24 protein-coding genes and 1 pseudogene are annotated in these 21,349 nt (G+C 63.4%); 7 read left to right on the top strand and 18 right to left on the bottom strand.

All coding sequences use genetic code 11. The annotated features are described in order from the left end of the window. Positions 1–41: 41 nt before the first annotated feature. From ABH924_RS12730 to ABH924_RS12695, 8 genes are all read right to left on the bottom strand, one after another. Positions 42–1,124, bottom strand: coding sequence for a glycosidase (locus tag ABH924_RS12730; RefSeq protein WP_404499284.1), 1,083 nt, complete (start codon positions 1,122–1,124; stop codon positions 42–44). Positions 1,125–1,129: 5 nt separating this feature from the next. Beyond that, positions 1,130–1,885 (bottom strand): carbohydrate ABC transporter permease, encoded by a 756-nt coding sequence (locus ABH924_RS12725; protein ID WP_234753454.1) that lies wholly within the window; start codon positions 1,883–1,885, stop codon positions 1,130–1,132. Between the two features lie 217 nt (positions 1,886–2,102). Continuing rightward, positions 2,103–3,065 carry a carbohydrate ABC transporter permease gene (locus tag ABH924_RS12720; protein WP_234753315.1) on the bottom strand — a complete coding sequence of 321 codons (963 nt, stop codon included), beginning with the start codon at positions 3,063–3,065 and terminating at the stop codon, positions 2,103–2,105. A gap of 13 nt (positions 3,066–3,078) precedes the next feature. Next, positions 3,079–4,389: an extracellular solute-binding protein gene (locus ABH924_RS12715; protein WP_404499281.1), complete on the bottom strand. Its 1,311-nt coding sequence runs from the start codon at positions 4,387–4,389 to the stop codon at positions 3,079–3,081. A gap of 122 nt (positions 4,390–4,511) precedes the next feature. Next, positions 4,512–5,537, bottom strand: a complete 1,026-nt coding sequence (locus ABH924_RS12710; protein ID WP_404499280.1) for a LacI family DNA-binding transcriptional regulator — start codon at positions 5,535–5,537, stop codon at positions 4,512–4,514. A gap of 193 nt (positions 5,538–5,730) precedes the next feature. Next, the gene (locus ABH924_RS12705) at positions 5,731–6,510 is read right to left on the bottom strand and encodes a type 1 glutamine amidotransferase domain-containing protein (RefSeq protein ID WP_404499278.1); all 780 of its coding nucleotides are present in this window, start codon (positions 6,508–6,510) and stop codon (positions 5,731–5,733) included. Positions 6,511–6,662: 152 nt separating this feature from the next. Continuing rightward, the gene (locus tag ABH924_RS12700) at positions 6,663–7,154 is read right to left on the bottom strand and encodes an RpiB/LacA/LacB family sugar-phosphate isomerase (RefSeq protein ID WP_404499276.1); all 492 of its coding nucleotides are present in this window, start codon (positions 7,152–7,154) and stop codon (positions 6,663–6,665) included. Further along, positions 7,151–7,462 carry a DAK2 domain-containing protein gene (locus ABH924_RS12695; protein ID WP_404499274.1) on the bottom strand — a complete coding sequence of 104 codons (312 nt, stop codon included), beginning with the start codon at positions 7,460–7,462 and terminating at the stop codon, positions 7,151–7,153. The genes ABH924_RS12700 and ABH924_RS12695 overlap by 4 nt, the downstream gene beginning before the upstream one ends. A 133-nt stretch (positions 7,463–7,595) precedes the next feature. On the opposite strand from ABH924_RS12695, the gene ABH924_RS12690 reads away from it, so the two are divergent. The 3 genes from ABH924_RS12690 (at position 7,596) to ABH924_RS12680 (ending at position 9,636) form a co-directional block, all read left to right on the top strand. Then, entirely contained in the window at positions 7,596–7,802 is a 207-nt protein-coding gene (locus tag ABH924_RS12690) for an antitoxin MazE family protein (protein ID WP_234753327.1), read from the top strand. Then, positions 7,799–8,125: a type II toxin-antitoxin system PemK/MazF family toxin gene (locus ABH924_RS12685; protein ID WP_404499272.1), complete on the top strand. Its 327-nt coding sequence runs from the start codon at positions 7,799–7,801 to the stop codon at positions 8,123–8,125. Before ABH924_RS12690 ends, ABH924_RS12685 begins: the two co-directional genes overlap by 4 nt. A gap of 110 nt (positions 8,126–8,235) precedes the next feature. Further along, a complete protein-coding gene (locus ABH924_RS12680; RefSeq protein ID WP_404499270.1) occupies positions 8,236–9,636 on the top strand; it encodes an MFS transporter in 1,401 nt (466 codons plus the stop codon). Between the two features lie 17 nt (positions 9,637–9,653). Here ABH924_RS12680 and ABH924_RS12675 read toward each other — a convergent pair whose 3' ends face one another. Then, on the bottom strand, positions 9,654–12,044 hold the full coding sequence (locus ABH924_RS12675; RefSeq protein ID WP_404499268.1) for an ATP-binding cassette domain-containing protein: 2,391 nt from the start codon (positions 12,042–12,044) through the stop codon (positions 9,654–9,656). 56 nt (positions 12,045–12,100) lie between these two features. Beyond that, positions 12,101–12,460, bottom strand: coding sequence for a VOC family protein (locus ABH924_RS12670; RefSeq protein ID WP_234753331.1), 360 nt, complete (start codon positions 12,458–12,460; stop codon positions 12,101–12,103). Between the two features lie 215 nt (positions 12,461–12,675). Here ABH924_RS12670 and ABH924_RS12665 point away from each other — a divergent pair, with 215 nt between their 5' ends. Next, entirely contained in the window at positions 12,676–13,107 is a 432-nt protein-coding gene (locus ABH924_RS12665) for a DUF4440 domain-containing protein (RefSeq protein ID WP_234753332.1), read from the top strand. Here ABH924_RS12665 and ABH924_RS12660 read toward each other — a convergent pair. Further along, positions 13,104–13,574: an NUDIX domain-containing protein gene (locus ABH924_RS12660; RefSeq protein ID WP_404499266.1), complete on the bottom strand. Its 471-nt coding sequence runs from the start codon at positions 13,572–13,574 to the stop codon at positions 13,104–13,106. The genes ABH924_RS12665 and ABH924_RS12660 overlap by 4 nt on opposite strands. 19 nt (positions 13,575–13,593) lie before the next feature. Next, a complete protein-coding gene (locus tag ABH924_RS12655; protein WP_404499264.1) occupies positions 13,594–14,241 on the bottom strand; it encodes a TetR family transcriptional regulator in 648 nt (215 codons plus the stop codon). Between the two features lie 66 nt (positions 14,242–14,307). Between ABH924_RS12655 and ABH924_RS12650 the strand changes: the two genes are divergently transcribed. Continuing rightward, positions 14,308–15,087 (top strand): SDR family NAD(P)-dependent oxidoreductase, encoded by a 780-nt coding sequence (locus tag ABH924_RS12650; protein ID WP_404499262.1) that lies wholly within the window; start codon positions 14,308–14,310, stop codon positions 15,085–15,087. Positions 15,088–15,110: 23 nt separating this feature from the next. Here ABH924_RS12650 and ABH924_RS12645 read toward each other — a convergent pair whose 3' ends face one another. The 3 genes from ABH924_RS12645 to ABH924_RS12635 form a co-directional block, all read right to left on the bottom strand. Continuing rightward, positions 15,111–15,800 carry an ATP-binding cassette domain-containing protein gene (locus ABH924_RS12645; protein ID WP_404499260.1) on the bottom strand — a complete coding sequence of 230 codons (690 nt, stop codon included), beginning with the start codon at positions 15,798–15,800 and terminating at the stop codon, positions 15,111–15,113. 27 nt (positions 15,801–15,827) lie between these two features. Beyond that, entirely contained in the window at positions 15,828–17,774 is a 1,947-nt protein-coding gene (locus ABH924_RS12640) for a hypothetical protein (protein WP_404499258.1), read from the bottom strand. A 151-nt stretch (positions 17,775–17,925) separates the two neighbouring features. Continuing rightward, positions 17,926–18,219, bottom strand: coding sequence for a lactococcin 972 family bacteriocin (locus ABH924_RS12635; protein WP_404499256.1), 294 nt, complete (start codon positions 18,217–18,219; stop codon positions 17,926–17,928). Positions 18,220–18,511: 292 nt separating this feature from the next. Between ABH924_RS12635 and ABH924_RS12630 the strand changes: the two are divergent. Further along, a pseudogene (locus tag ABH924_RS12630) lies at positions 18,512–18,619 on the top strand (short-chain dehydrogenase); the annotation flags it as partial. A gap of 66 nt (positions 18,620–18,685) precedes the next feature. On the opposite strand, the gene ABH924_RS12625 reads toward ABH924_RS12630, so the two are convergent. Continuing rightward, complete coding sequence (locus ABH924_RS12625; RefSeq protein ID WP_234753344.1) at positions 18,686–18,937, bottom strand: DUF2630 family protein; 252 nt, start codon at positions 18,935–18,937, stop codon at positions 18,686–18,688. Positions 18,938–19,096: 159 nt separating this feature from the next. Here ABH924_RS12625 and ABH924_RS12620 point away from each other — a divergent pair, with 159 nt between their 5' ends. Then, positions 19,097–19,708 (top strand): DUF1992 domain-containing protein, encoded by a 612-nt coding sequence (locus tag ABH924_RS12620; protein ID WP_404499254.1) that lies wholly within the window; start codon positions 19,097–19,099, stop codon positions 19,706–19,708. 7 nt (positions 19,709–19,715) lie between these two features. On the opposite strand, the gene ABH924_RS12615 is transcribed toward ABH924_RS12620, so the two are convergent. Both ABH924_RS12615 and ABH924_RS12610 read right to left on the bottom strand, forming a co-directional pair. Then, entirely contained in the window at positions 19,716–20,519 is an 804-nt protein-coding gene (locus tag ABH924_RS12615; protein WP_404499252.1) for an SDR family NAD(P)-dependent oxidoreductase, read from the bottom strand. Further along, complete coding sequence (locus ABH924_RS12610) at positions 20,516–21,277, bottom strand: hypothetical protein (protein ID WP_234753349.1); 762 nt, start codon at positions 21,275–21,277, stop codon at positions 20,516–20,518. The genes ABH924_RS12615 and ABH924_RS12610 overlap by 4 nt, the downstream gene beginning before the upstream one ends. Between the last annotated feature and the right edge of the window lie 72 nt (positions 21,278–21,349).

The following is a 21,349-nucleotide window of genomic DNA, read 5'->3' as shown; positions in this document are numbered from 1 at the left end:
GGGCGTGGAAGAAGGGCAGGACTACTGAAGCAGGGTGGTGCCTAGGCGCGGTCCAGCCGCGCCACGCCGATCTTCGAATCAGCCATGCCATAGAAGACGAACAACTGCTCGCCGATTTTCTCTATTGCGGTGGGGAAAACGACGTTGGGGACGATGCCCGAAATCTCGTCTTCCGTTTCCGGCGCGAGGAGCGGCTTGTCGCTGCGGGCGATCACGATCGAGGGATCGTCACTGTTGAGGATCATCGCAGCGGCCGAGTAGTTGACGTTCTGCTGGTGGTCGAAGGCAGACTTTTCCATCGACCCGGTGACGCCGTGGTAGATCAGGAGCCAACCCTCGTCGACGCGGATCGGTGCGGGTCCGCCGCCGATCTTGAGTTCTTCGAAGGGGAACTCGCTCAGGGCTACGAGCTTGTGCTTGCGCAGGTGAACGAGGTTGCGGATGTCCCTTTCGACGTCGGCAACTGCGACGTAGGAAATCCAGATACCCGGGCGGTTGTCATCGAGGCCGGCCGGCAGGTGCTCGCCTTCGCCCTCGCGGATCCACCCAAGGTCCCACATGGGGCGGTGCAGCAAGGCATAGGAAGGAACGCCGTCGGGATCGTTGACCGGTTCCGGGAAGAACACAGCGTCCTTGTTGGCGAACAAGTTCAAGTCCATGGACAAGTCCGCCTGGTACTCGAAATGGCAGGGCCCCAGGCGGTCCCACGTGCGCAGGTCTTCGGAATGGGCGAAGGCCAGGCGGGGACCAAGCGGTCCGTAGGCAACATAGGTCATCAGGTGGCGGCCGAGGGACGGTACCCAGGTGACGCGGGGATCTTCCGTTCCTGCGTTGTTGAGGCCGCGTTCCCACCCTTCGTCCGGTGCCAGGACAACGCCCTGGCGTTCGACGCCGGACGGGACGCCGTCGTCGCCGATGATCACTTTGGCGAGCCCGACGCGGGAGACATTGCCCTTAGCGACCAGGCGCGGCAGCAAGTACAGCTCACCGTCCGGTCCGCGGCCGCTGGCCGGGTTGAGGACGCCTTCGGCTTCGAACTCGTTCCCGTCCTCCGGGGTCATGATGACGCCGGCGCGGGTGAGGGTGAACGGGACAGTGGGGAGTGCTGAAGTCGAGGAAGTCATAGAGCTTAGCCCTTTACGCTTGATCCGATATTGGTGGAAATGAATTGGCGCTGGAAGAAGATGAACAGCGCGACGGCGGGGGCCGCGAGAACGCAGGCACCGGCAAGGATCGCGCCGAACGGGTTGGATGCCGTGGCGGCAATGTTCGAAATGTAGTTCGCCAGTGAGACGGCGAGCGGCTGAATGGCTTGGTCCTTGGTGACGAGGAACGGCCACAGGAACTCATTCCACGGGCCGATGAAAGTCAGCAGAACTGCCGTGACAATGGCGGGCCGGACCAGGGGGATCGCGATCTGCCAGAGGATCCTCAGCTCGCTGGCTCCGTCGATGCGGGCGGCCTCGAACAAAGTGGAGGGCAGCTGCATGAAGTACTGACGGAAGACGAACACTGCGGTGGAATTGATCGCGAACGGGAGGATCATGCCGAGATACGTGTCCGCGAGTCCGTAGTCCCGGACGATCATGACATACAGCGGGATGAGCAGGAGTTGGAACGGAATCATCTGCACCAGCAGCATCATCCCGAAGACAAACCCTTTACCGCGGAATTGCATCTGGGCAAGCGCGTAGCCCACCAGGAGCCCGAACACCACCGTGAAGAAAATGACGCCACCGGTGAAAACACCCGAGTTGACCAGGCCTTTCAGCAGGTCGATCGAGTTGTTGATGTTGCTGTAATTCTCACCGGTGATGTTTGCCGGACTAGGGAAGGCGCCGCCCACGGAAGTGTCCGGGGAGGTCTGCAACGAGCCGATGAACATGTAGTAGAACGGGAAGAGGAAGACGAACGCTCCAAGGGCCAGCAGCACGAAGCTGCCCACGCCCAGGTTCTTGCGCTTCGCCACGGAACTGCCCTTGCGGGGAGCCTCGGAGCCCGGTGTCGGGGCTTCGGAAGTCGTTCCTTCGGGAGCGCCGGCACGTGGCCGGCGGGCGCCGTCGTCGTCGTTCCTGAGGGGCGTCTTGTTGAAAATAGACACGTCAGTCCTCCTTCCCGCCTACGAGGCGTTTCTGGATCAGGGCGATCAGCAACACGCCGATCACCAGCACCACACCGAGCGCTGCTGCCACATCGGGATTCCCCTGCAGGATTCCCTTCTGGTACATCAGGAACACCGGCGACGTCGAGGCTCCATCCGGGCCGCCTCCGCCAGTGAGCAGATAGGGCTCCGTGAACAGATTGGCTCCGGTGATGGTGGCAAGCAGGGTCACCAGCACGCTGGCCGAGCGCACTCCCGGAACGGTGATGTTCCAGAACTGGACCCATTTGTTCCCGCCGTCCACCGAGGCGGACTCGTAGAGCTCGTCCGGGATGTTCTGTAGAGCCGCCAAGTAAAGCAGGATGAAGAATCCCAACTGCTTCCACGTCACGTACAAAGCAACGGTTGGCATTGCCAGCCAGGAGTTCGTCAACCACGAGGGGTTCGGGGCCAGCGGCCCCAGAATGGCGTTGACCAGCCCGTCCTGCTGGAACAGGAACAGCCAAACCCCGACGACGGCGACGCTCGCCGTGACGTACGGCACGTAGTAGCTGACCCGGAAGAAGGTCTTGAGCCGCGTCACGCGGTTCAAGGCGTTGGCCAGGACCAGGGACAGCCCTACGGTCAGCGGCACGTTGATGATCAGGAAGATGCCGATATTGGCGAAGGAACGCTGTACTTCAGGATCAGACAGGACGGTTATGTAGTTGTCCAACCCTACGAAGGGCCGGTCAACCTGGACGCCCGGAGCGGTGAAGAAGAACTGGTGGAAGGAGATGTAGACGGCGTACCCCAGGGGATATGCCAGCACTCCAAGGACGAAGATGACGTAGGGGGCGCTGAACAGCAGTCCCAGCGGCTGGCGGCCCAGGAAGTTCTTGCGTTTCCTGGGCGCCTGCCGCTGGTCCACGGTCCGCCCGGCAGTGTCTCCCGTGGCGGGACCCCCAGCTGAGCGAAGTGACATGGGGATTCGCCTGCTACTTCTGGGCTGCCAGTTGGTTGATCTTGTCAGAAGCACCCTTGAAGGCGTCATCGATGCTCTGGTTGCCGAAGATCACGGACTTGCTCCAGGCGTCACGGAAGGTCTGCCAGATCTGGACTGAGTTGGAGACGTTGGGGACTTCCACGGTGCGTGCGGCTTCGTCGGCGAAGGTCTTGTAGGCCGGGTTCTGGCTGAAGTAGTCCGCGTACGTGGTGGCCAAGTCCTTGCGCATCGGCATCTGGCCGGTAGCGGAGAGGAGCTTGCCGTCTTGTTCCTTGCTGGTGGCGAACTTCATGACCTCCCACGCGGTGCCCTGGTTCTTGCACGAGGAGTACATGGCGATGTTCTTGGCGTCAGAGAAGGTGGAGCCGTTGGTCTGGGCTTGAGTACCCGGGACCGGAACCGTGCCCCAGTTCACCTTGCCCTTGTAAGCGGCGACAGCCCAGGGGCCGGCGAGGGACATGCCGGCCTTGCCGTCCGCGAAGGAGTCTCCCTTGTACGCTTCCTTGGATGCCAGGTTCTCCTTGTAGAGGGTCTGGAACATCGTGGCGACCTGCTTGCCTTGATCGCTGTCAAAGGTGGACTTGCCATCCTTGAGCAGTGTGGTCCCGCCCGAATTGGCTGCATAGAACGGGTAGAAGTCGAACCAGGGCTGGTAGAAGTCACTCGTGGGCGAAGGCCACACGGCATTGGCGACTGCGCCGGACTTCACGAGGGTGCGGGCAGTGTCCAGGAACTCAGACTGCGTGGCAAGCTTGGGGTTTGCCGGGTCCAGGCCGGCCTTCGCGAAGACGTCCTTGTTGTAGAAGAGGACCACCGGGTTGGACTTCCAGGGAAGCTGGTACGTCTTGCCGTCGGATGACTTGTACTGATTGGCGAGATCGCCGGTGCGGTCCTTGATGTACTGGGCGCCGTCGGGGAAGGAGTCCAGCGGGACCAAACCACCCTGCTTCTGGAACTGTGGCACCGCCACCGGGGCAGTGTTGAAGACCAGGCAAGGAGCATTGCCGGCGGTAATTGCTGCCCCGATGACCTCTTCGGAGCTCTTGCCTGCCGGGATTTCCTGAGCATCGACTTGCTGGTCCGGGTGGGCTGCGTTCCATGAGGCCACCATGTCCTTGCCCCACTTCACCTCGAACTCGTTGTTGGAGTACCAGATCTTGATGGGACCCTTGGCCGTGGTGGCAGAGTTCGCTCCAGAAGCTGTGCTGCTGGAGGCGCCTCCACCGCATGCTGCCAGGCCTGCTCCGATAACTGCAATAGCGGTAAGGGAGAGGACTCTCGAACTAATTTTTCCGTGCTTCATTGCAGCTCCTTTTGGGGTGAAAACTGAAAATGCGGCGGCGAGATTGCCTTCAACGGGAATGGCAAATAACCCCACCCAATTGCGGGTAAATCGGTATTCGTAAGACTGGACGTGGGAGGCGGCTAGTTTTTCGGCATGCTGGGGGCTGGCCCGGTGGAGGCGCGGACTACCAGTTTGGGAGACGGGAGATAGACGTCTTCCGCAGGAGCTCCGCCGAGGAGGCTCAGCAACTGCTGGGCGGCAACACGCCCCCAGAGCAGCGGATCGGCGGGGACAGTGGTCAACGGAGGGTTGAGGTACCTGGCGAGCTCGGTGTCGTCGTAGCCCGTGATGGATAGATCATCGGGAACAGTCAGTCCGAGGGACTGGGCGTAGGACTGTCCGGCAGTGGCCATCAGGTCGTTCGCGTAGATGATCGCGGTGGGCCGTTGGGCCGAGCGAAGCAGTTCCGCAGTAGCCGCCAATCCGCCGGCTGCGGTGAAGTCCGCCTCAATGAAGGAGCCGGCCTCGAGCCCGGCTTTGGACATGGCGTTTTGCCAAGCCAAGCGACGGCTTCGGCCGTGAATGTAAGTCTGCGGTCCGCCCACGTGCCCGATTCTGTTGTGTCCCAGGGAAACCAGATGCTCGACGGCGGCCGCAATGCCTTCAGTGTCGTCCATGCAGACAGCAGGGAACGGCGAGGAGGTTTCGGGCCGATTAAGGGTGACGGCCGGAATCTTGAGGCTCTTCAACAGAGCAATCCGGGAGTCGTCAACCCTCATGTCCGTAAGGATGACCCCGTCCACGCGGCTGCCGGCGGCCAGCTTCCGATAGCCCAGTTCCTCGGCTTCGGCGCTGGCGGCGACCGTCAGGACCAATGCGTATTCGTGCTCAACCAACGTGGTCTCGATCCCGGCGATGAACGCGGGGAAGAAGGGGTCTGTTCCCAAAAGGCGGGGATCCCTTGCCACCACGAGCCCGACGGCGAAGGCTTTGGCCGAAGACAGGCTCTTGGCGCGAAGATTCGGCTTCCACCCCAGTTCCCGGGCTACCCTGAGAATGCGTTCCCGGGTGTCATCACTGACGCCGGGCTGCCCATTCAACGCGTACGAGACGGCACCCTTGCTCACTCCGGCTGCCTGCGCAACGTCGTTGATGGTCACTGTCATGTTTGCCTCATTGCCACTTGGTGATTGGGGTCACTGAACCGGTTTTGTTATATCTACTGAACCGGTTCAGGGAACTCTTGTCAAGAGCAAACAAGAAGTTGGTAAGTATTTGCGGGTCGTTCATTAGTGCCCGCAGACACTGGCGGCCGCGCCGTCGTCGGGGCGGCCTCCAGTCTCAGGGCGCTACGGGTTGTTAGTGCTCGGAACCTGCCGCGGCAGCTTTCTTGGCGTCCTTCTTGGCGTCCTTCTCTGCGCGCAAGGCCTCCGCCTCGTGCTGTTCCTCGGCCTTTTCCTGGTGGATGACCTCCGCGAGGAGCTTCTCCATCTCCTTGGCCACGCCCGCGGCGGAGGCCGGGTTCTGCCCGGTGACCAACCGCTCGGAGACAACGACCTTCTCTTCGAAGACTTCGGCGAAGAGGTGGATCGCACCCTGTTCCTTGAGCCGGTCTGCCAGGAAGAACGGGATGATCTTTTCCATCCCTGCGGCAACTTCTTCGTCGTTGGTGAAGGCGGCCACCTCCCGGCCCCCGACGAGCCGGAACCCGTCGGCCAGATCCGCGTTCACCAAACCCGCGGGTCCGTGGCAGACTGCGCCCACCACACCGCCGGCGTCGTAGACGCTGGCAACCAGGTTCTGCAAACCTTCGCTGTCCGGGAAGTCCCACATGGCGCCGTGGCCGCCCACGAGGAAGACTGCGTCGTACTGGCCCGGATCAACGATGTCCACGCGGGCAGTGTTGTAGAGGCCGGCGCGTGTGGCCTCGTCCTGGGTGAAGGCAACCTGGATGGGATCTTGCGAGTCCACTTCATCGCGCGGGGGCTGGCCGCCCTGGATGGATGCGAAGTCGACGAAGTGCCCGGAATCCTTGAAGACCTTCCAAGGATGTGCAGCCTCGGCCACGTTGTAGCCGGTCTTCTTTCCCGTATCGCCGAGCTCGGAAACGCTGGTCAGTACCATGAGGATTTTCTTCATGAAGTGCTCCTTTCGTCCCAATCCACCCTACGCCTGACCCAAATTCAGGCCCACCCCCGGCGCTGGGGGACCCAAGTAGCTCGCAGTTGTTGTCGTTATGAGGCCTCTGAACGACAACAACTGCGAGCTAGTTGGGACCTAGAGGCGGAGACTCAGCAGCCCTCGAAATCCGTGAGCACCTTGACCTTTTCGGCCGACGCCGAGGCCGGGTCGAAGGCATAGCCGAGCCATTCCCGTGCCAGCCTGCTGGCTAGTTCCACCCCGACTACGCGCTGGCCCATGGTGAGCACCTGGCAATCGTTGGACAGGATGGAACGCTCCACGGAGAAGGAATCGTGGGCCGTGGTGGCGCGGATACCGTCCACTTTGTTCGCTGCGATGGCCACGCCGATTCCTGTGCCGCAGAACAGGATGGCCCGGTCTGCGTGGCCGTCCCGGATGAGCTCGCCCGCCTTGATCCCGACGTACGGATAGGGGGTGGTGAAGTCTTCCATAGAGTCGCTGCGGTTGACGCCGATGTCGATGATTTCGCTGACCCGGGGATCGTCCCGCAGGTCCGCCATGATCCGGTCTTTGTAGTCCACGCCTGCTTCATCGGCGCCCAGGATGAGTCGGAAACCCATGGTCTGTCCTTTCGCGGTCATGCGATGGCTCCGGCGCGCTTGCCGGTAGTAGAGCCAGCGCCCGCAGCGGAGCCCGCATTCTCAGGGCGCACAAGGTGCGGTCCCATGACTGTGAAGATCATCGCCAAAGACGTGGCTCCGGGGTCGGCTGTGCCCACGCTCTTTTCGGCGAGCGGCCGGGCCCGTCCTTTGAGCGGACGGAGCGAGGCTGTGGCTTGCGCAGCCGAGGTGGCCGCTGCGGCAGCTTCAGCCCAGGCAACATCCGGAAGGACACCCTCGGAGACGCGCTTGCTGAAGGTTTCGGCGAAGGGGAGCAGGGCATCCACCATGGTCTTGTCAGCGCTGCCGCGGTGCTGGTGGCTTAAGCACCCGACGGCGAAAGGCGGCCTTGCGCTCGCCGCGCTTCCGTTGGGGCATCTCCGTGCTTGTCGCCAAAATCACGTTACATGTAACATTGATGCTATGGCAGTCAGAGATCGGGTTAGTGAGTACCGTAAGCGGATGCGCGAACACGGCTTCCGCCCAATCCAGGTGTGGGTTCCAGACGTTCGAGCCGATGGATTTGACGCCGAAGCACATCGGCAAGCTGCCGCCGCCGCAGCTGCTGACCGTCACTCCGATGACCAGGAGTTCATCGAGGCTGTGTCAGCGCCCTGGGACGAAGTGTGAACCGCGGCGAACTCTGGACCGTGGCCGGCGGCGTCTACGCTTCCAAGCCACGGCCAGCGCTGGTCATCCAGGATGACCGATTCGACGTCACCGATTCCGTCACGGTTCTTCCCCTGACAACAACCCTGATCGATGCACCCCTCCTGCGGGTCAGTGTCTCAGCCTCGGAGTTGTCCGGCTTGCGGCAGGAAAGCCACGTGATGATCGACAAGTTGACGACGGTACGCCGTTCAAACGTGCAAAGCCGAGTCGGCCGCTTGACGGCCGCTCAGCTCGTTGAGATTGAAAGGGCTTTGCTGGTGTTCCTCGGACTTGCCGGCTAGCACATCGTCGGGGCCCCGACGGCGCTTGCTGCGCTTACGATGGGGGTCACTGCCAGTACCCCTCAGGACAGAGACTCCCTCGTTTTCTTCGTAGGCTGTTTCCTTAAACCATGACTCGCCCCGAAACCACCTTGCCGGCTCCGGTTCCGCCCTCGGCCATGGCCGATGCGCCACGGGCACGGCTCACGCTCATGATTGCGTCGCTTGGGTTCTTCCTGATCACCCTCGACATCCTGATCGTCAATGTCGCGCTCACCAGCATCGGCAAAGAACTCGGGGGCGGAACGTCAGGCCTGCAATGGGTGATCGACGGCTACACGCTGATGTTCGCCGCGTTGTTGCTGTTCGCAGGGAACCTGTCGGATCGGATCGGCGCGAAAAGGGCGCTGGGATGGGGTAGCGCACTGTTCCTCGTGGCGTCCGTTGCCTGCGCACTCGCGCCGACCTCGGCGGTGCTCATTGCCGCCCGCTTCCTCCAAGGAGGTGCGGCATCGATCATGCTGCCGGCGTCGATGGCGCTGATTCGGCAAGCCTTTCCCGATCCCCGCCGTCGCGCACATGCCCTCGGGATCTGGGCAGTCGGCGGTGCCGTGGCCGGAGCCGTGGGACCCCTTGTCGGCGGCCTCCTCACTACGCTGGACTGGCGGCTCGTGTTCGGCATCAACCTTCCCGTGTGCATCGCGATGCTGGTGCTCCTGGCTTCTGTTGCAACATCGCCCCGGCGGCCGACTCCGTTCGACTGGGCCGGTCAGGCAGCGGCCATCGTTGCCTTGACCGCGTTGATGTACGGCCTCATCACAGGAGGGACCGAGGGCTTCGGAACGGTACCCGTCATAGCCAGCCTGGCGCTCGCAGCCATCAGCCTCGCGGCCTTCCTCTTGATCCAGGCGCGCGGCCGGCACCCGATGATGCCGCTTGAGCTGTTTCGATCCACCGGCATGAGAATCTCGCTCTCGGTCGGTTTCGCATTCATGGTGGGACACTTCGGCACCGTCTTTGTTGTCAGTCTTTTCCTCCAACAGCACCTCGGGCTGACACCGCTCCAGGCAGGTTTCACGTTCCTTCCTTCCGCGGCGTTCAGCATCGTCGGCAACATCGTCAGCGGAACCCTATCGAACCGCTTCGGGACGCGGGTGCCGGTGGTCGTCGGATTGACTTCCATGGTCGTAGGACTCACCGCGATGCTTCTCACGGCGCCGCTTGGATCGCCGCTACTCGTCGGTACCTTCCTGATTTTCACGGGTTCCGGTGGATCAATCGCGATGCCGCAGGTCACCGCCGTCGTGCTCGCGAGCGTCCCGAGCGAAAAGGCAGGCACGGCAAGCGCCGTCTTCAACACCTTCCGCCAGGTGGGCGGCGCGGTCGCCATCGCCGTCTTCGGCGCCCTCATCGCCGACCGCAGCAACTTCGTCCACGGAATGCAGACCAGCTTCATCATCGCGGCGTCGCTTCTCCTTCTCACCGCGCTAGCCAGCCTCTTCATCCACTCACCGGGCGCCGCCAAGAGCTAGCCAGCCGTCCCGTTTAGTCACCCGCCCACGTAAGCCGCCAGGTGCTCGCCGGTGAGGGTGGAACGCCCGGCAACCAGATCTGCGGGCGTGCCCTCGAAAACGATCTGGCCGCCGTCGTGACCCGCGCCCGGGCCGAGGTCGATGATCCAGTCGGCATGCGCCATGACGGCCTGGTGGTGCTCGATGACGATGACCGACTTCCCGGAGTCCACGAGCCGGTCCAGCAAGCCCAGCAGCTGTTCGACGTCGGCGAGGTGCAAGCCCGAGGTGGGCTCGTCGAGAACGAGCACGCCGCCCTTTTCGCCCATGTGGGTGGCGAGCTTGATCCGCTGCCGCTCGCCTCCGGAAAGGGTGGTGAGCGGCTGGCCGAGGCTGAGGTATCCGAGTCCGACGTCGGCGAGCCGCTTGAGGATCGCGTGGGCTGCCGGGATCCTGGATTCGCCCGCGGAGAAGAACTCCTCGGCCTCTTTCACCGACATCGCCAACACCTCCGCGATGTTGCGCCCGCCGAGCCGGTACTCGAGCACCGATGCCTGGAACCTCTTGCCTTCGCATTCCTCGCACGGAGTGGCGACGGTGTCCATGAATCCGAGATCCGTGTAGATGACGCCCGCGCCGTTGCAGGTGGGGCATGCTCCCTCGGAGTTCGCGCTGAACAGCGCCGGCTTCACGCCATTGGCCTTCGCGAACGCCTTGCGGATGGGCTCGAGCAGGCCGGTGTAGGTCGCGGGGTTGCTCCGCCGCGAGCCCTTGATTGCCCCCTGATCAATAGAAACGACGCCGTCCCGCTTGGACAGTGAGCCATGGATCAATGAACTCTTCCCCGAACCGGCGACGCCCGTGACGACAACCAGGACCCCGAGCGGAACGTCGATGTCGACGTCGCGCAGGTTGTTCTCGCTCGCGCCACGGATCTCCAGTGCGCCGGCGGATGTGCGCACCGTCTTCTTGAGGGTTGAGCGATCCTCAAGGTGACGTCCGGTCAGGGTGCCGCTGGCCCTCAGCCCTTCGAGGGTGCCTTCGAAGACCACTTCTCCACCGGCGGTGCCCGCGCCGGGACCGAGGTCGACGACGTGGTCGGCGATCGCGATCGCCTCCGGTTTGTGTTCCACGACCAGCACGGTGTTGCCCTTGTCCCGCAGTTGCAGCAGCAGCTTGTTCATGCGCTGGATGTCGTGCGGATGCAAGCCGATGGTGGGCTCGTCAAAGACGTAGGTGACGTCGGTGAGCGAGGAGCCCAGGTGCCGGATCATCTTGGTGCGCTGTGCCTCGCCGCCGGAGAGCGTACCCGCCGGCCGGTCGAGCGAGAGATAGCCGAGCCCGATCTCCGCGAAGGAGTCGAGGAGGTGCCGCAGCCCTTTGAGGAGCGGTGCCACCGACGGTTCGTCGAGACCGCGCACCCATTCGGCGAGGTCGCTGATCTGCATCGAGCATGCGTCCGCGATGCTGATTCCCTTGATCTTCGACGAGCGGGCCGCTTCTGTGAGCCGGGTGCCATCGCAATCGGGACACGTCGTGAAGGTGATGGCCCGCTCCACGAAGGCGCGGATGTGTGGCTGCATTCCCTCCGGGTCCTTGGAGAGCATGGACTTCTGGATCTTGGGAATCAGGCCCTCGTAAGTCAGGTTGATTCCCTCGACCTTGATCTTGGTGGGCTCCTTGTGCAGCAGGTCGTGGAGTTCCTTTTTGGTGTACTTGCTGATCGGCTTGTCCATGTCGAAGAAGCCGGAGCCGCTGAAGATGCGGCCATACCAGCCGTCCATGCTGTAGCCGGGGATGGTGAGTGCGCCCTCGGCGAGCGATTTGCTGCCGTCGTAGAGTGCGGTGAGATCGAAGTCGGTGACCGAGCCCCGGCCTTCGCAACGCGGGCACATGCCGCCGGTGATGTTGAAACTCCGCCGCTCCTTCGTCGTCGTGCCACCGCGCTCGAAGGTGACCGCTCCCGCGCCGGAGACTGAAGCGACGTTGAACGAGAACGCCTGGGGCGACCCGATGTGCGGTTGGCCAAGCCGGCTGAAGAGCATGCGAAGCATGGTGTTCGCATCGGTGGCAGTACCGACAGTGGAACGGGTGTTCGCGCCCATCCGCTCCTGGTCGACGATGATCGCCGTCGTGAGTCCTTCAAGCAGGTCCACATCCGGCCGCGCCATGGTCGGCATGAACCCTTGCACGAAAGTGCTGTACGTCTCGTTGATCATGCGCTGCGACTCCGCGGCGATCGTGGCGAACACGAGGGAGCTCTTGCCCGAACCGGAGACGCCCGTGAACACGGTCAACCGGCGCTTCGGCAGCTCGATGCTGATGTCCTTGAGGTTGTTCTCCCGCGCGCCCTGCACGCGAATCAGATCGTGGGTGTCGGCAGTATGCAGCTCAGGCGACTGCGTCTCCGTGCTCGTGGCCGTGCTCATTGTGTCTCCATCTTTACGCGGGGTCGTCTTCGCGGTCTTCGTCGGTGCCTGGTTGGCTATTGAGGATCCTGAAGCAGCCCGAGGACGTTGCCGTCGGGGTCGGTCACGGTGGCAACCAGACGGCCGCCCCCGACGTCGCGGGCTGCTTCCTTCAGGGTAGCGCCGGCGGCAGTCACCTCGGCCAGCTTCGCCTCGATGTCCGAAACGTGCCAGTAGGCGACGGGCGAGGTCATGGCCTGCGGTCCGCCTCCCGGGACGAGCCCGATGTGTTGGCCCGCGACGTCGAAGCCGACGTAATACGGCCCGTCGGCCTGCGGCGGTGTCCCGAGCAAAGCGGTGTACACCGCCTTCGCCGCGGCGAGGTCGGAAACGGGATGCAGCACGGTCTTGATTCCCTCGTTGGAAGAGTCGCTCATGATCACTCCTGAAGTCATTAGGGGACGAAGCTGGCGTGGACGGTGTTGTCCATGACCGCCATTCTAGGCGCGGCCCGGGAGCGGCGCTTCTCCATTCCTGACCGGTCTGGGGCCGGGAGATTCCTTGTATGGACATCCCTGTCGAGCGGTGCCACGATGGCCGAACATGGCCCCTGGCGTACCGTGCCAGGGCAAAAGCGAGGCTGGAGGAACCAATGTCGGATTCCGATCTCGATCTGATGGTGGAGAAATACCATCGAGCGCTTGATGCGTTCGTCAAGGGAGACCCGGAGCAGCAGAAGAAGCTGTTCTCAAAGCGGGACGACGTCACGCTCGCCAATCCGCTCGGGCCGCCTGCGCGGGGCTCGAGTGCGGTCGAGGCGACCATGGATCGGGCGTCTTCCGGGCTGAGGGAGGGTGAGCCCATCAGATTCGAGCGAATCTCCGGGTACGTCGGGACGGAGCTTGCGTACATCGTCGAAATTGAATGGGCACGGGCCAAGGTTGGCGGGTCTGATGAGGTGTCCCCGATACCCCTTCGGGTGACGACGATCTTCCGCCGGGAAGAAGGTGAGTGGATGGTCCTCCACCGTCATGCGGATCCCATACTTTCCCCGCGGCCAATCGAGTCGATCGTCCAGGCCTAGGCGCTCCCGAGGTGCCGGATCAACGCGTCGAGGATCGGCACCTGCCCGCCCACCAATTTGGCGCGGGCCTCGGTCTCCATGGCCCACATGGCGTCGTCGATCTCCGGGTAGCTCCGGACAATGCCGGATCCTCGCGGCCACTCCAGCTCGAAGGTGTTGCTCACGATTCTCTCGGGGTCGAAGTCCGACTCCGCCGTGAAAGCCGCCACGAGTTTGCCCGACGGTTGCCGGAAGATGCCCAGCTGGTGATATTCGACGGCGGGCGGGGGAGTGCCCATCTCCTCGGCGAATTCACGCTTGGCGGCCACCAGGGGATCCTCGTCTTCGAGGTATTCGCCTTTGGGAATGGACCACGCGCGTGCATCCTTACGGGCCCAGAACGGGCCGCCCATGTGGGCTATCCACACTTCCAATTCCGCGGTGGAGCTCCGACGGTACAACAGAATGCCCGCGCTTCGAACTGTCATTTGCCCTCCCAGGCATAGGTTATCCGCCGGGTCGGACGGCCGGAACCCGCAGCACTCCCAGGGCCTCGATTAAGTAGGGGACCGGATCCGCATCTGTCCCCGCGGCCCACTGCATCCACGCCTCGAACGTCGCCCCGAGATAGGCGGCGCACAGATAGCCTGCCGCGCTTTCGCTGATGCCTTGCGCCACGAGGTAAAGCCGCGCCCGCTCCCGCTGTGGAGCCAGGGCATCGTAGCTTCTGCTCGCCAGCTCAGGGTGCTCTGCGATCAGGCGCAGGCGCCCGCGCGTGACGGAAAGGTCCGGGATCGCCGAAACCCCGGCGATGGCAGCCGCCCGCAGTCCTGCGAGGATGCCGCCGTCGAAAGTGTCGCCGTCGGACGGGTCCGCTGTGCGAGCGCTCTCCAGTACCTGTCCCGAGGCTTCCACTACCGGTTCCATGCCACCCCAGACGAGGTCAGCCTTGCTGGGGAAGTAGCGGTACAGGCTCTTTCGCCCGATTCCAGCCTCGCGTGCGATGTCCTCCATTGACGTCCGCTCGTAGCCGTTCTCGGCAAAAAGCCGGAGCGCGACGCCGGCCACGACGTCCGGATCAATCGTCGCCGGACGTCCGGTAGAGCGCGCGACGGCGTGCTTCGCATCGCCCGAGGGCATCTCTCCAGTATCCACTCTTACATAATGACACGGAGTGTCATAAGGTGATTGGAACGACACCAAACGTTCGGGAGGAACAACATGGGCAACGAAACCCCATGGCAGGAAGCCGCCGTCAATGGCCGTTTTGCCGGGAAGACAATCATCGTCACGGGAGCGGGCTCGGGCATTGGCCAGGCCACGGCCCTGCGCGTTGCGAAGGAAGGTGGCCGGGTCATTGCCGCCGATATCAGCAAGGAACGCCTGGACGCCTTGGTGGAGGAAAACGGCGGCCTGGACCTGGTGCCCGTGGCCGGCGACATCTCTACCGAGGAGACCGTTGCCGCCGTCGTTGTTGCCGCGGGCGGCCGCGTGGACGCCCTCGCCAACATCGCCGGCATCATGGACAACTTCGCCCCGATCCACGAAGTAGACGACGCCATGTGGGAGCGCGTTTTCCGGATCAACGTCACGGCCCTCATGCGCCTGACCCGAGCTGTGGTGCCGCTGATGCTGGAGGCCGGCACCGGCTCCGTGGTCAACGTCGCCTCCGAGGCAGGGCTGCGCGGCTCCGCGGCTGGTGCCAGCTACACGGCGTCGAAACACGCCGTGGTCGGGCTGACCAAGAACTCGGCCGTGATGTACGGGCCGAAGGGACTCCGCTTCAACGCCGTTGCCCCGGGGCCCACCATTACGAACATCGAGGCGGTGTGGGGATCCCAATTGGCCGCCGAACGCCTCGGTCCGCTCATGCAGGCCACTGTCCCCACCCCGGCGACGGCCGCCCAGTTGGCGGCGTCGATCACCTTCCTGCTCAGCGACGACGGCACCAACGTCAACGGCGCCATCCTCGCGTCCGACGGCGGCTGGTCGGCGCTGTAGGGAAGCTCTTCGCGAGGAGGGGTTCAGTCGCTGTAGCCCTCCGCCGGGTTGGCCAGCCGCGGCTTCGCCACGACCGCAGAGCCAAGTCGGAGCGACACGTCGCATGCCTTGATGAGCGCCTCGTCGTGGGTGGCTATGATGACGGCGGCGCCGCGGGCTGCCTCTTCCTGCAGGAAGAGTGTCACGAGATTGCGGTTGTCGAGGTCGAGGGACGCGGTCGGCTCGTCCGCAAAGATGACGTCGGCGGAGCGGAACATCGCCCGGGCTAGGCCGACGCGTTGCTTCTCGCCGCCGCTCAGAGTTGAAACCTTCTCGCCGGACCGGCCTACAAGTCCCACCCGGTCCAGCGCACTTTCAATGCCCGCCCTGTGGCGCTTCACAAGTCCGAAGATTGGCATCTGCGAGAGGGCAACGTTGTACTCGACAGATTCTTCATCGATGAGGCCGTAATCCTGGAAGACAAAGGCGGCGTGCTGCTGCCAGAACCGACGACGACGCCGGTCGTCCCACCGCGTGGCGTCCCGGCCCCCGACGTGGACCTGCCCGCCGTCGACACGGCGCAGGAGCCCCAGGACATTGAGGAGAGTTGTCTTCCCGCACCCGCTGGGCCCAACAAACGCCAGGGTTTCCCCGGGGGTCGCATGGACGCTTTGTCCTTTGAGAACGTCCTTGCCCTCGATGGTCACTGTGATGTTCTCTGCTTTGATATCCATTGAGTTCCTCCCGGTGCCGTGGTTGACCTACGCTCGCCGGGCGAGTAGTTGTGCGAAGACCCCGCTGGCAAAAGTAATGTGCAGGATGCCGCTCATGAGCGCGTAGAGCGGGACGGCGGCCAAGGCCCACCAGGAGTCACTCTGGCCCGTACCACCGAGCGCAAGGAACATTGCGATGGCGACGACGACAGCCAGCGTCCCTTCCCAGGCGAGCCGTCGCGCGAGCGACTTGGCCCAGGGCCACCCGGCTGTGCGCTGTACGAAATGACGACGGCCCTTGGCAACGGCGTATACGAGCGCCGAGACGGCGGTGCTCATGGTCAGGGCCAGTAGGACCAGCGTAAAGGAGAGAGTTTTCATGCCCGCAGACTGGTTCTGAAGCTGGCTGTTGTACAAGCCAGCGTCGGAGATGCGATCCACCGAAAGGACGACGTTCCCCAACGGGTGGCCAGCGAGGTAATCCCGTACCCAGCGGGCATCGCTGAATGTGAGGTTTCCGCTAGTGAGGAAGCTGCCGATCGTGTCGTCGTCGAAGGTCTCCGCCGGATCATCGACGAGAACGATGAGCGGGTTCTGGAAGTGCGCCAGTTCTCCCAGTTTAGGTGGCAACCCGGGAAAGTCTTTCTGGCCGGTGTAGCGGTAAGTCTTGAACGTGTCCGCGAATCGGTCAAGAGTGCCCACCCTGGTCCAGAGCGGGTACTGACCCTCCAGATGATCTTTGAGGGCGGCGGGCAGCTGAACCGGGGAAATCCGTTCTGCCCGAGTGCCTAACGGATTCCCGGCTGAGGGCGTTGAATCAATGAGGGTTGAAATCACCCTCAGGTAGCTAGGGTTCACCAGGACTGTGCCGTCATATCCGCCAAGGTCGGTGGACGCTCCTTCGTTCAGCGAAATGATATTCGCGGGTTTGAAGGAATAGGAGAATGTCAACTTGCCGGCGCGGGATGCTGCGACGGCCAAATCGCGCATTTCCGCTAGCCGTCGTTCGAATTCAGTCTCTGAGCCAGTGCTGATCCGGACCGAGACATTGTTCTTCAGGACCTCCCACTGGGCGTTTTTGTTTGAAAGATTCGTCGCTTCGGCGATCGATGCCCCGACGATCGGCAGCGTGACTGTGACGAGGACGAGTGTTGCGCCCTTGAGTACCTCGCTAATCCACTGGAAATGCTTCTCCGGGGGCTGGCGGGAGGCGATTCCGGAGACAGAAGGCCACGTCATGGCGCTGGCAATCAGGGCGCAGAGCAGCATCACACCCAAAGCCGACGCGAGGAAGGACGCGCTCGTGAGGGCGAACGGCGGCAGGTAGGACGCCTTGCCCTGGGCCGCAACCACCACGAGGGCCACGAGAAGGCCGCCGATTGCGGGGAGAGCCACGGCCCGCACCAGTGAAAGGAGGTCCTCGCCAACCACATTGCCGGTCGTGGCTCCGCACAGGAGTTTGAGCGAGCGGGCCCGCGCTCTCAGGACGTACCACGAGATCACGAGCGCAATGAGCAGCACGAGGCAGGTCAGGAACGTCAACCATGCTCCGGTAGTAAAGAGAGCATGCCCTAAGACCTCGACGTTGCTCTTGGCGGAGACTGTGCTCTTTACGCCATGCGTTTCGAGCCACTGCGTCAGCTGCGTCTTTGCGGACGCCGGCCCTGAATAGACGTAGGCGCCGTTGAGGTTGGCTGTGCCGAGTTCGTGCGCGGAGCGTAGCTCGCCGTGCATGCCGGGTTTGAACCACTCGAGCTTCTGCGCCCTGCTTGGCGCGTGCTTACCGAACACGTAGAGTGAACGCGCGTTGAAGAAGTCTTCGGGATCGGCCACGATCTTGGCCAAGTGGAGTCCCGAATCGTCCACGAGCGCGTCAAGCTCCGATTTGACCTGGGCCTTCGGCGACTGGACCTGGGAGAAATCGAAACTTGCCCTGAACTCGGCACCGCGAGGGAACGCTTCTTCAGCGGTCTGCATGTATATGCCGGCCAGCACTGACAGGAATATAGCGATTCCAAAGGAAGTGACTCGCACCAAGATTTTCAGCATTTGAGATGGGTCCTCGGAGAGCGGGATTGAGTCCGCCCAGTGGGCTTGGAGGGAAGCCCACTGGGTGGAACTCAACTGGATTGGCGCGGTTGAGGTGCTAACAGACCCGGTAGTAATACTTGTTATGTGTCCAGGGCGTTGCCCCGAGCCAAGAATTTGACCACTGCCCGGCGGCGATATCGGCGCTCCTATTGTTTCCCCAGTCGTTCCAAACCGAAGATCCGTGGCACTGCGAACCATGGAAGTAGTCGGAGTAAATGCCGACGCCATTGAAGCCGTAGTTCCACTGGCCGCCCTGGACCGGGTATTGCGTGGCCGCGACAGCGGTTCCGGCGACGGAGGACAGCGCTCCGGTGAGCGCGAGTCCGGCCAATGCTTTCTTCATGTTCATTGAAATCCCCTCAATTCGAATAAGAGATGTCTTTCCACATCTCTGCTCGGCGTCCATTGAGCAGCCGAGCACCAGCGACCGGACAGGTCTCAAACCGAAAGAGAGATAACCGGCGTGTGAGCAGGCTACAGGCGGAATAGGCCATTAGGAGGTTGATGTCCCCGAATTGAGTGGCCCGAAGAGGGAAATTGAGTGGTCCGAAGGGGAGAATTGAGTGGTCCGAAGGGGAGAATTGAGTGGCCCAGAGGAAAATAAGCATGGTGCCACCGTCACCGTCACCGTCACCGTCCCCGCGACAGCCGCGCAGTTGGCGGCGTCCATCACCTTCCTGCTCAGCGACGACGGCACCAACGTCAACGGCGCCATCCTCGCGTCCGACGGCGGCTGGTCGGCGCTGTAGTGCTTCTAAAGCAGGACGACGACGGCGGGAGCGTCCCGCCGTCGTCGTCCTGTGTTCGCTGCGGCTTCAGCCGGTGTAGCCCTCCACCTGTTTTGGTGGCCGTGGTTTGGCCTCGTTCGGGTTCTCCCCGTACTGCCTCTTGGCCCGCCGTTGCCGCAGCAGGTCCCAGCACTGATCCAGGTCCTGTTCGATGCGCTCCAGTCTTGCGCGGTCAGGTGCATGCGCAGGACCCGGCGGGGCCGCTTCTGCTTTCTCCCGGAGCTCCCGCTCCTCCTCCACCAGCGATTGGATGCGGTGCAGAATGCCCTGTTCGTCCATGGTGACCCTCTTCCTGAACTAGCCGTTACCAGTCAGGTTAGTGAGGTGAGCTGGGCGTGAACAGGGGCCGTGTTCGCGGGAGCCATCCCGGCAGTCTCCCGTTTGCGGAATACTTGGACGCAGATCCAGGATTTCCGCAGGCGAAGGCGGTGATTGACCGTGAACAGCGAAAACAATGCATTCAAGCACCGGCTGGAGCGAGCCATGGAGCTGAGGAACGTCCGCGCGACCGGCATGACGGCCGAGGAAGAGGCCGAACTTGAAGCCGTCGAGGAACAAGAGCGGCGGAAGCGCAAGAAGGTGGACGACGCCGCGCGGGTGGAATACCTGATCCGCGACGCCATGGCGCAAGGGAAGTTCGACAACCTGAAGTACGCAGGCAAGCCGATCCCCGGGCTGGGGGAGCGCTACGATCCGGATTGGTGGGTCAAAGGCCTCATCCAGCGCGAACATCTCAGCGGCCTTGGCCCGAAGGCCATTCTGCTCCGCACTGAGGATGCCGAACTGGATGCGAAGCTCGATGCGCTGTACTCGGAAAAGCAGGTGCGCGATCTGGTGGAGGACTTCAACGCCCGGGTCGTTGACGCGCGGCGCCAGCTCCAGGGCGGCCCGCCTGTGATCACGAAAACCCGCGACGTCGGCGTCGAGCTGGAACGCTGGCGCGAGCGCCGGGCGGCGGCGTTCGAGGCAACCGCGGCCCAGGAAGCCGTGAATCAGGAACTTGCCGGCAAGCGGCCGTGGTGGCGTCGCATCTGGAACGGTTACGGATAGGCCGGACTCAGCGGCTCGGCTTGGTGTTGAACGCTGGCGTTCCAGCCAGCCGGCCGCCGTCGACGGCGAGAACGGTTCCGGTAACGAACGAGGACTGGTCCGAGCAAAGCCAGAGGGCGGCGGCAGCAACTTCGGATGTGGAGCCGATCCGACCCAGTGGCACGGCCGCGGCCACACGGTCTTGGGCGGCTAGGCCCGCCACGGCGAGTCGCTCGGTGAGGATCGGGCCGGGAGCGATCGCGTTGACCCGGATCCCTTGTGAGGCGTAGTCGAGCGCGGCCACCCGGGTCAGGCCGCCGACGCCGAATTTGCTCGCCACGTAGCCGCTCATGCCGGCGACGCCTTGTTCGCCGGCCGTGGAGGACATGTTGACGATCGCCCCGCCGTTCCCGCTTGCCAGCATGAGATCTATTTCGTATTTCAGGCAGAGGAACACTCCGCGCAGGTTGACCGAGATTGCGCTGTCGAACTCCGCGCTCGCCCACTCGGCCAGGGGTGCCGGGATCCGCCCGCCGCCTGCGGCGTTGTTGACCGCGGCGTCGAGCCGGCCGAAACGGTCCCGGATCCGGGCCATCAGGGCTTTCACCGAGCCCTCATCGCCCACATCCACGGACACGGCCACGGCATTCCCGCCGCCCGAAGTAATGGCGGTGACCTGCCCGGACAGGCCGGCACTGTCACGAGAGGCAAGGACGACGTCGGCACCGGCGCCAGCCAGCGCAGTTGCGATCGCTGCACCGATTCCGCGGCTCGCTCCGGTGACAAGCGCGACCTTGCCGGACAGCGGCCGGGTGAGATCCGGCGTCGTCATGGCGCTGTCCGGCTTGTGCCGTGCGTTTGGCTTGCGCCGGGCGCGTGCGCCCGGGGCTCTTGGTTCGCGGCAGCCCGGGTGCGTGGGAGCAGGAAGCCTGCAGCAACCAGCCAGAGCAAGCCGCCGAAGCGCCCGATCGGCAGCAGGAACTGAAGAGGCTCGATCGCCATCGACAGGAAGCTCAACTCGGACAGTGCGGCAATGACCAGTCCGGTCCAGGCCAGCCAGCGGGGCATAAAGCCCAGGATCAGGGCCGGGACGGCGATGCCCGCCATGAGGAGGCCGATTCCGACGACGAAACCGACCCCGCCGGTGATGAACGCGAGGAACGCGAGTGCGTGGGTGAGCGTCACATCCGTGGTGATTTCCGGCCGGCTCAGCAGCCAGGTCACCGAACCCGACAGCATCAGGAAGATGGCCGCGCTGACGCCGCCGAAGAAGCTGATGGCCGGTCCGGGAACGCGCACGCCGAGCCGGAGCTGCCGGGCGTAGACGGTGGCCGCGTAGATCCCCAAGGGCACGGCGGAGCCGAATTGGAGCATTCCGCCGACCCGCATGGCAGTGACGTTTTGCTGGAAGAATGCGGCCACCTGCCCCGTCGAGGCAAAGGGCGAGACGAACGTTTGGCCGCCCGTCAGGATTGCGGACGTGATGAGGCTGGCGAGGAAGATGCCCAGGCTGACGAGGGCAAGAACGCCGGGGTGTGGGCCGCCTGACCGGGCTGGACGGCCTTCATCGGGAATCGAACGACTACTCATGGCTGGACCTTTCTAGTAGTGGCTGAACGTAATTGCGTCACTACTGAAATAGTTCACCTATGGAATTGTTCT

The sequence above is a fragment of the Arthrobacter sp. GAS37 genome (assembly GCF_044908325.1).
Classification (GTDB): domain Bacteria; phylum Actinomycetota; class Actinomycetes; order Actinomycetales; family Micrococcaceae; genus Arthrobacter; species Arthrobacter ramosus.
This window is presented reverse-complemented; position numbering and strand designations above follow the sequence as displayed.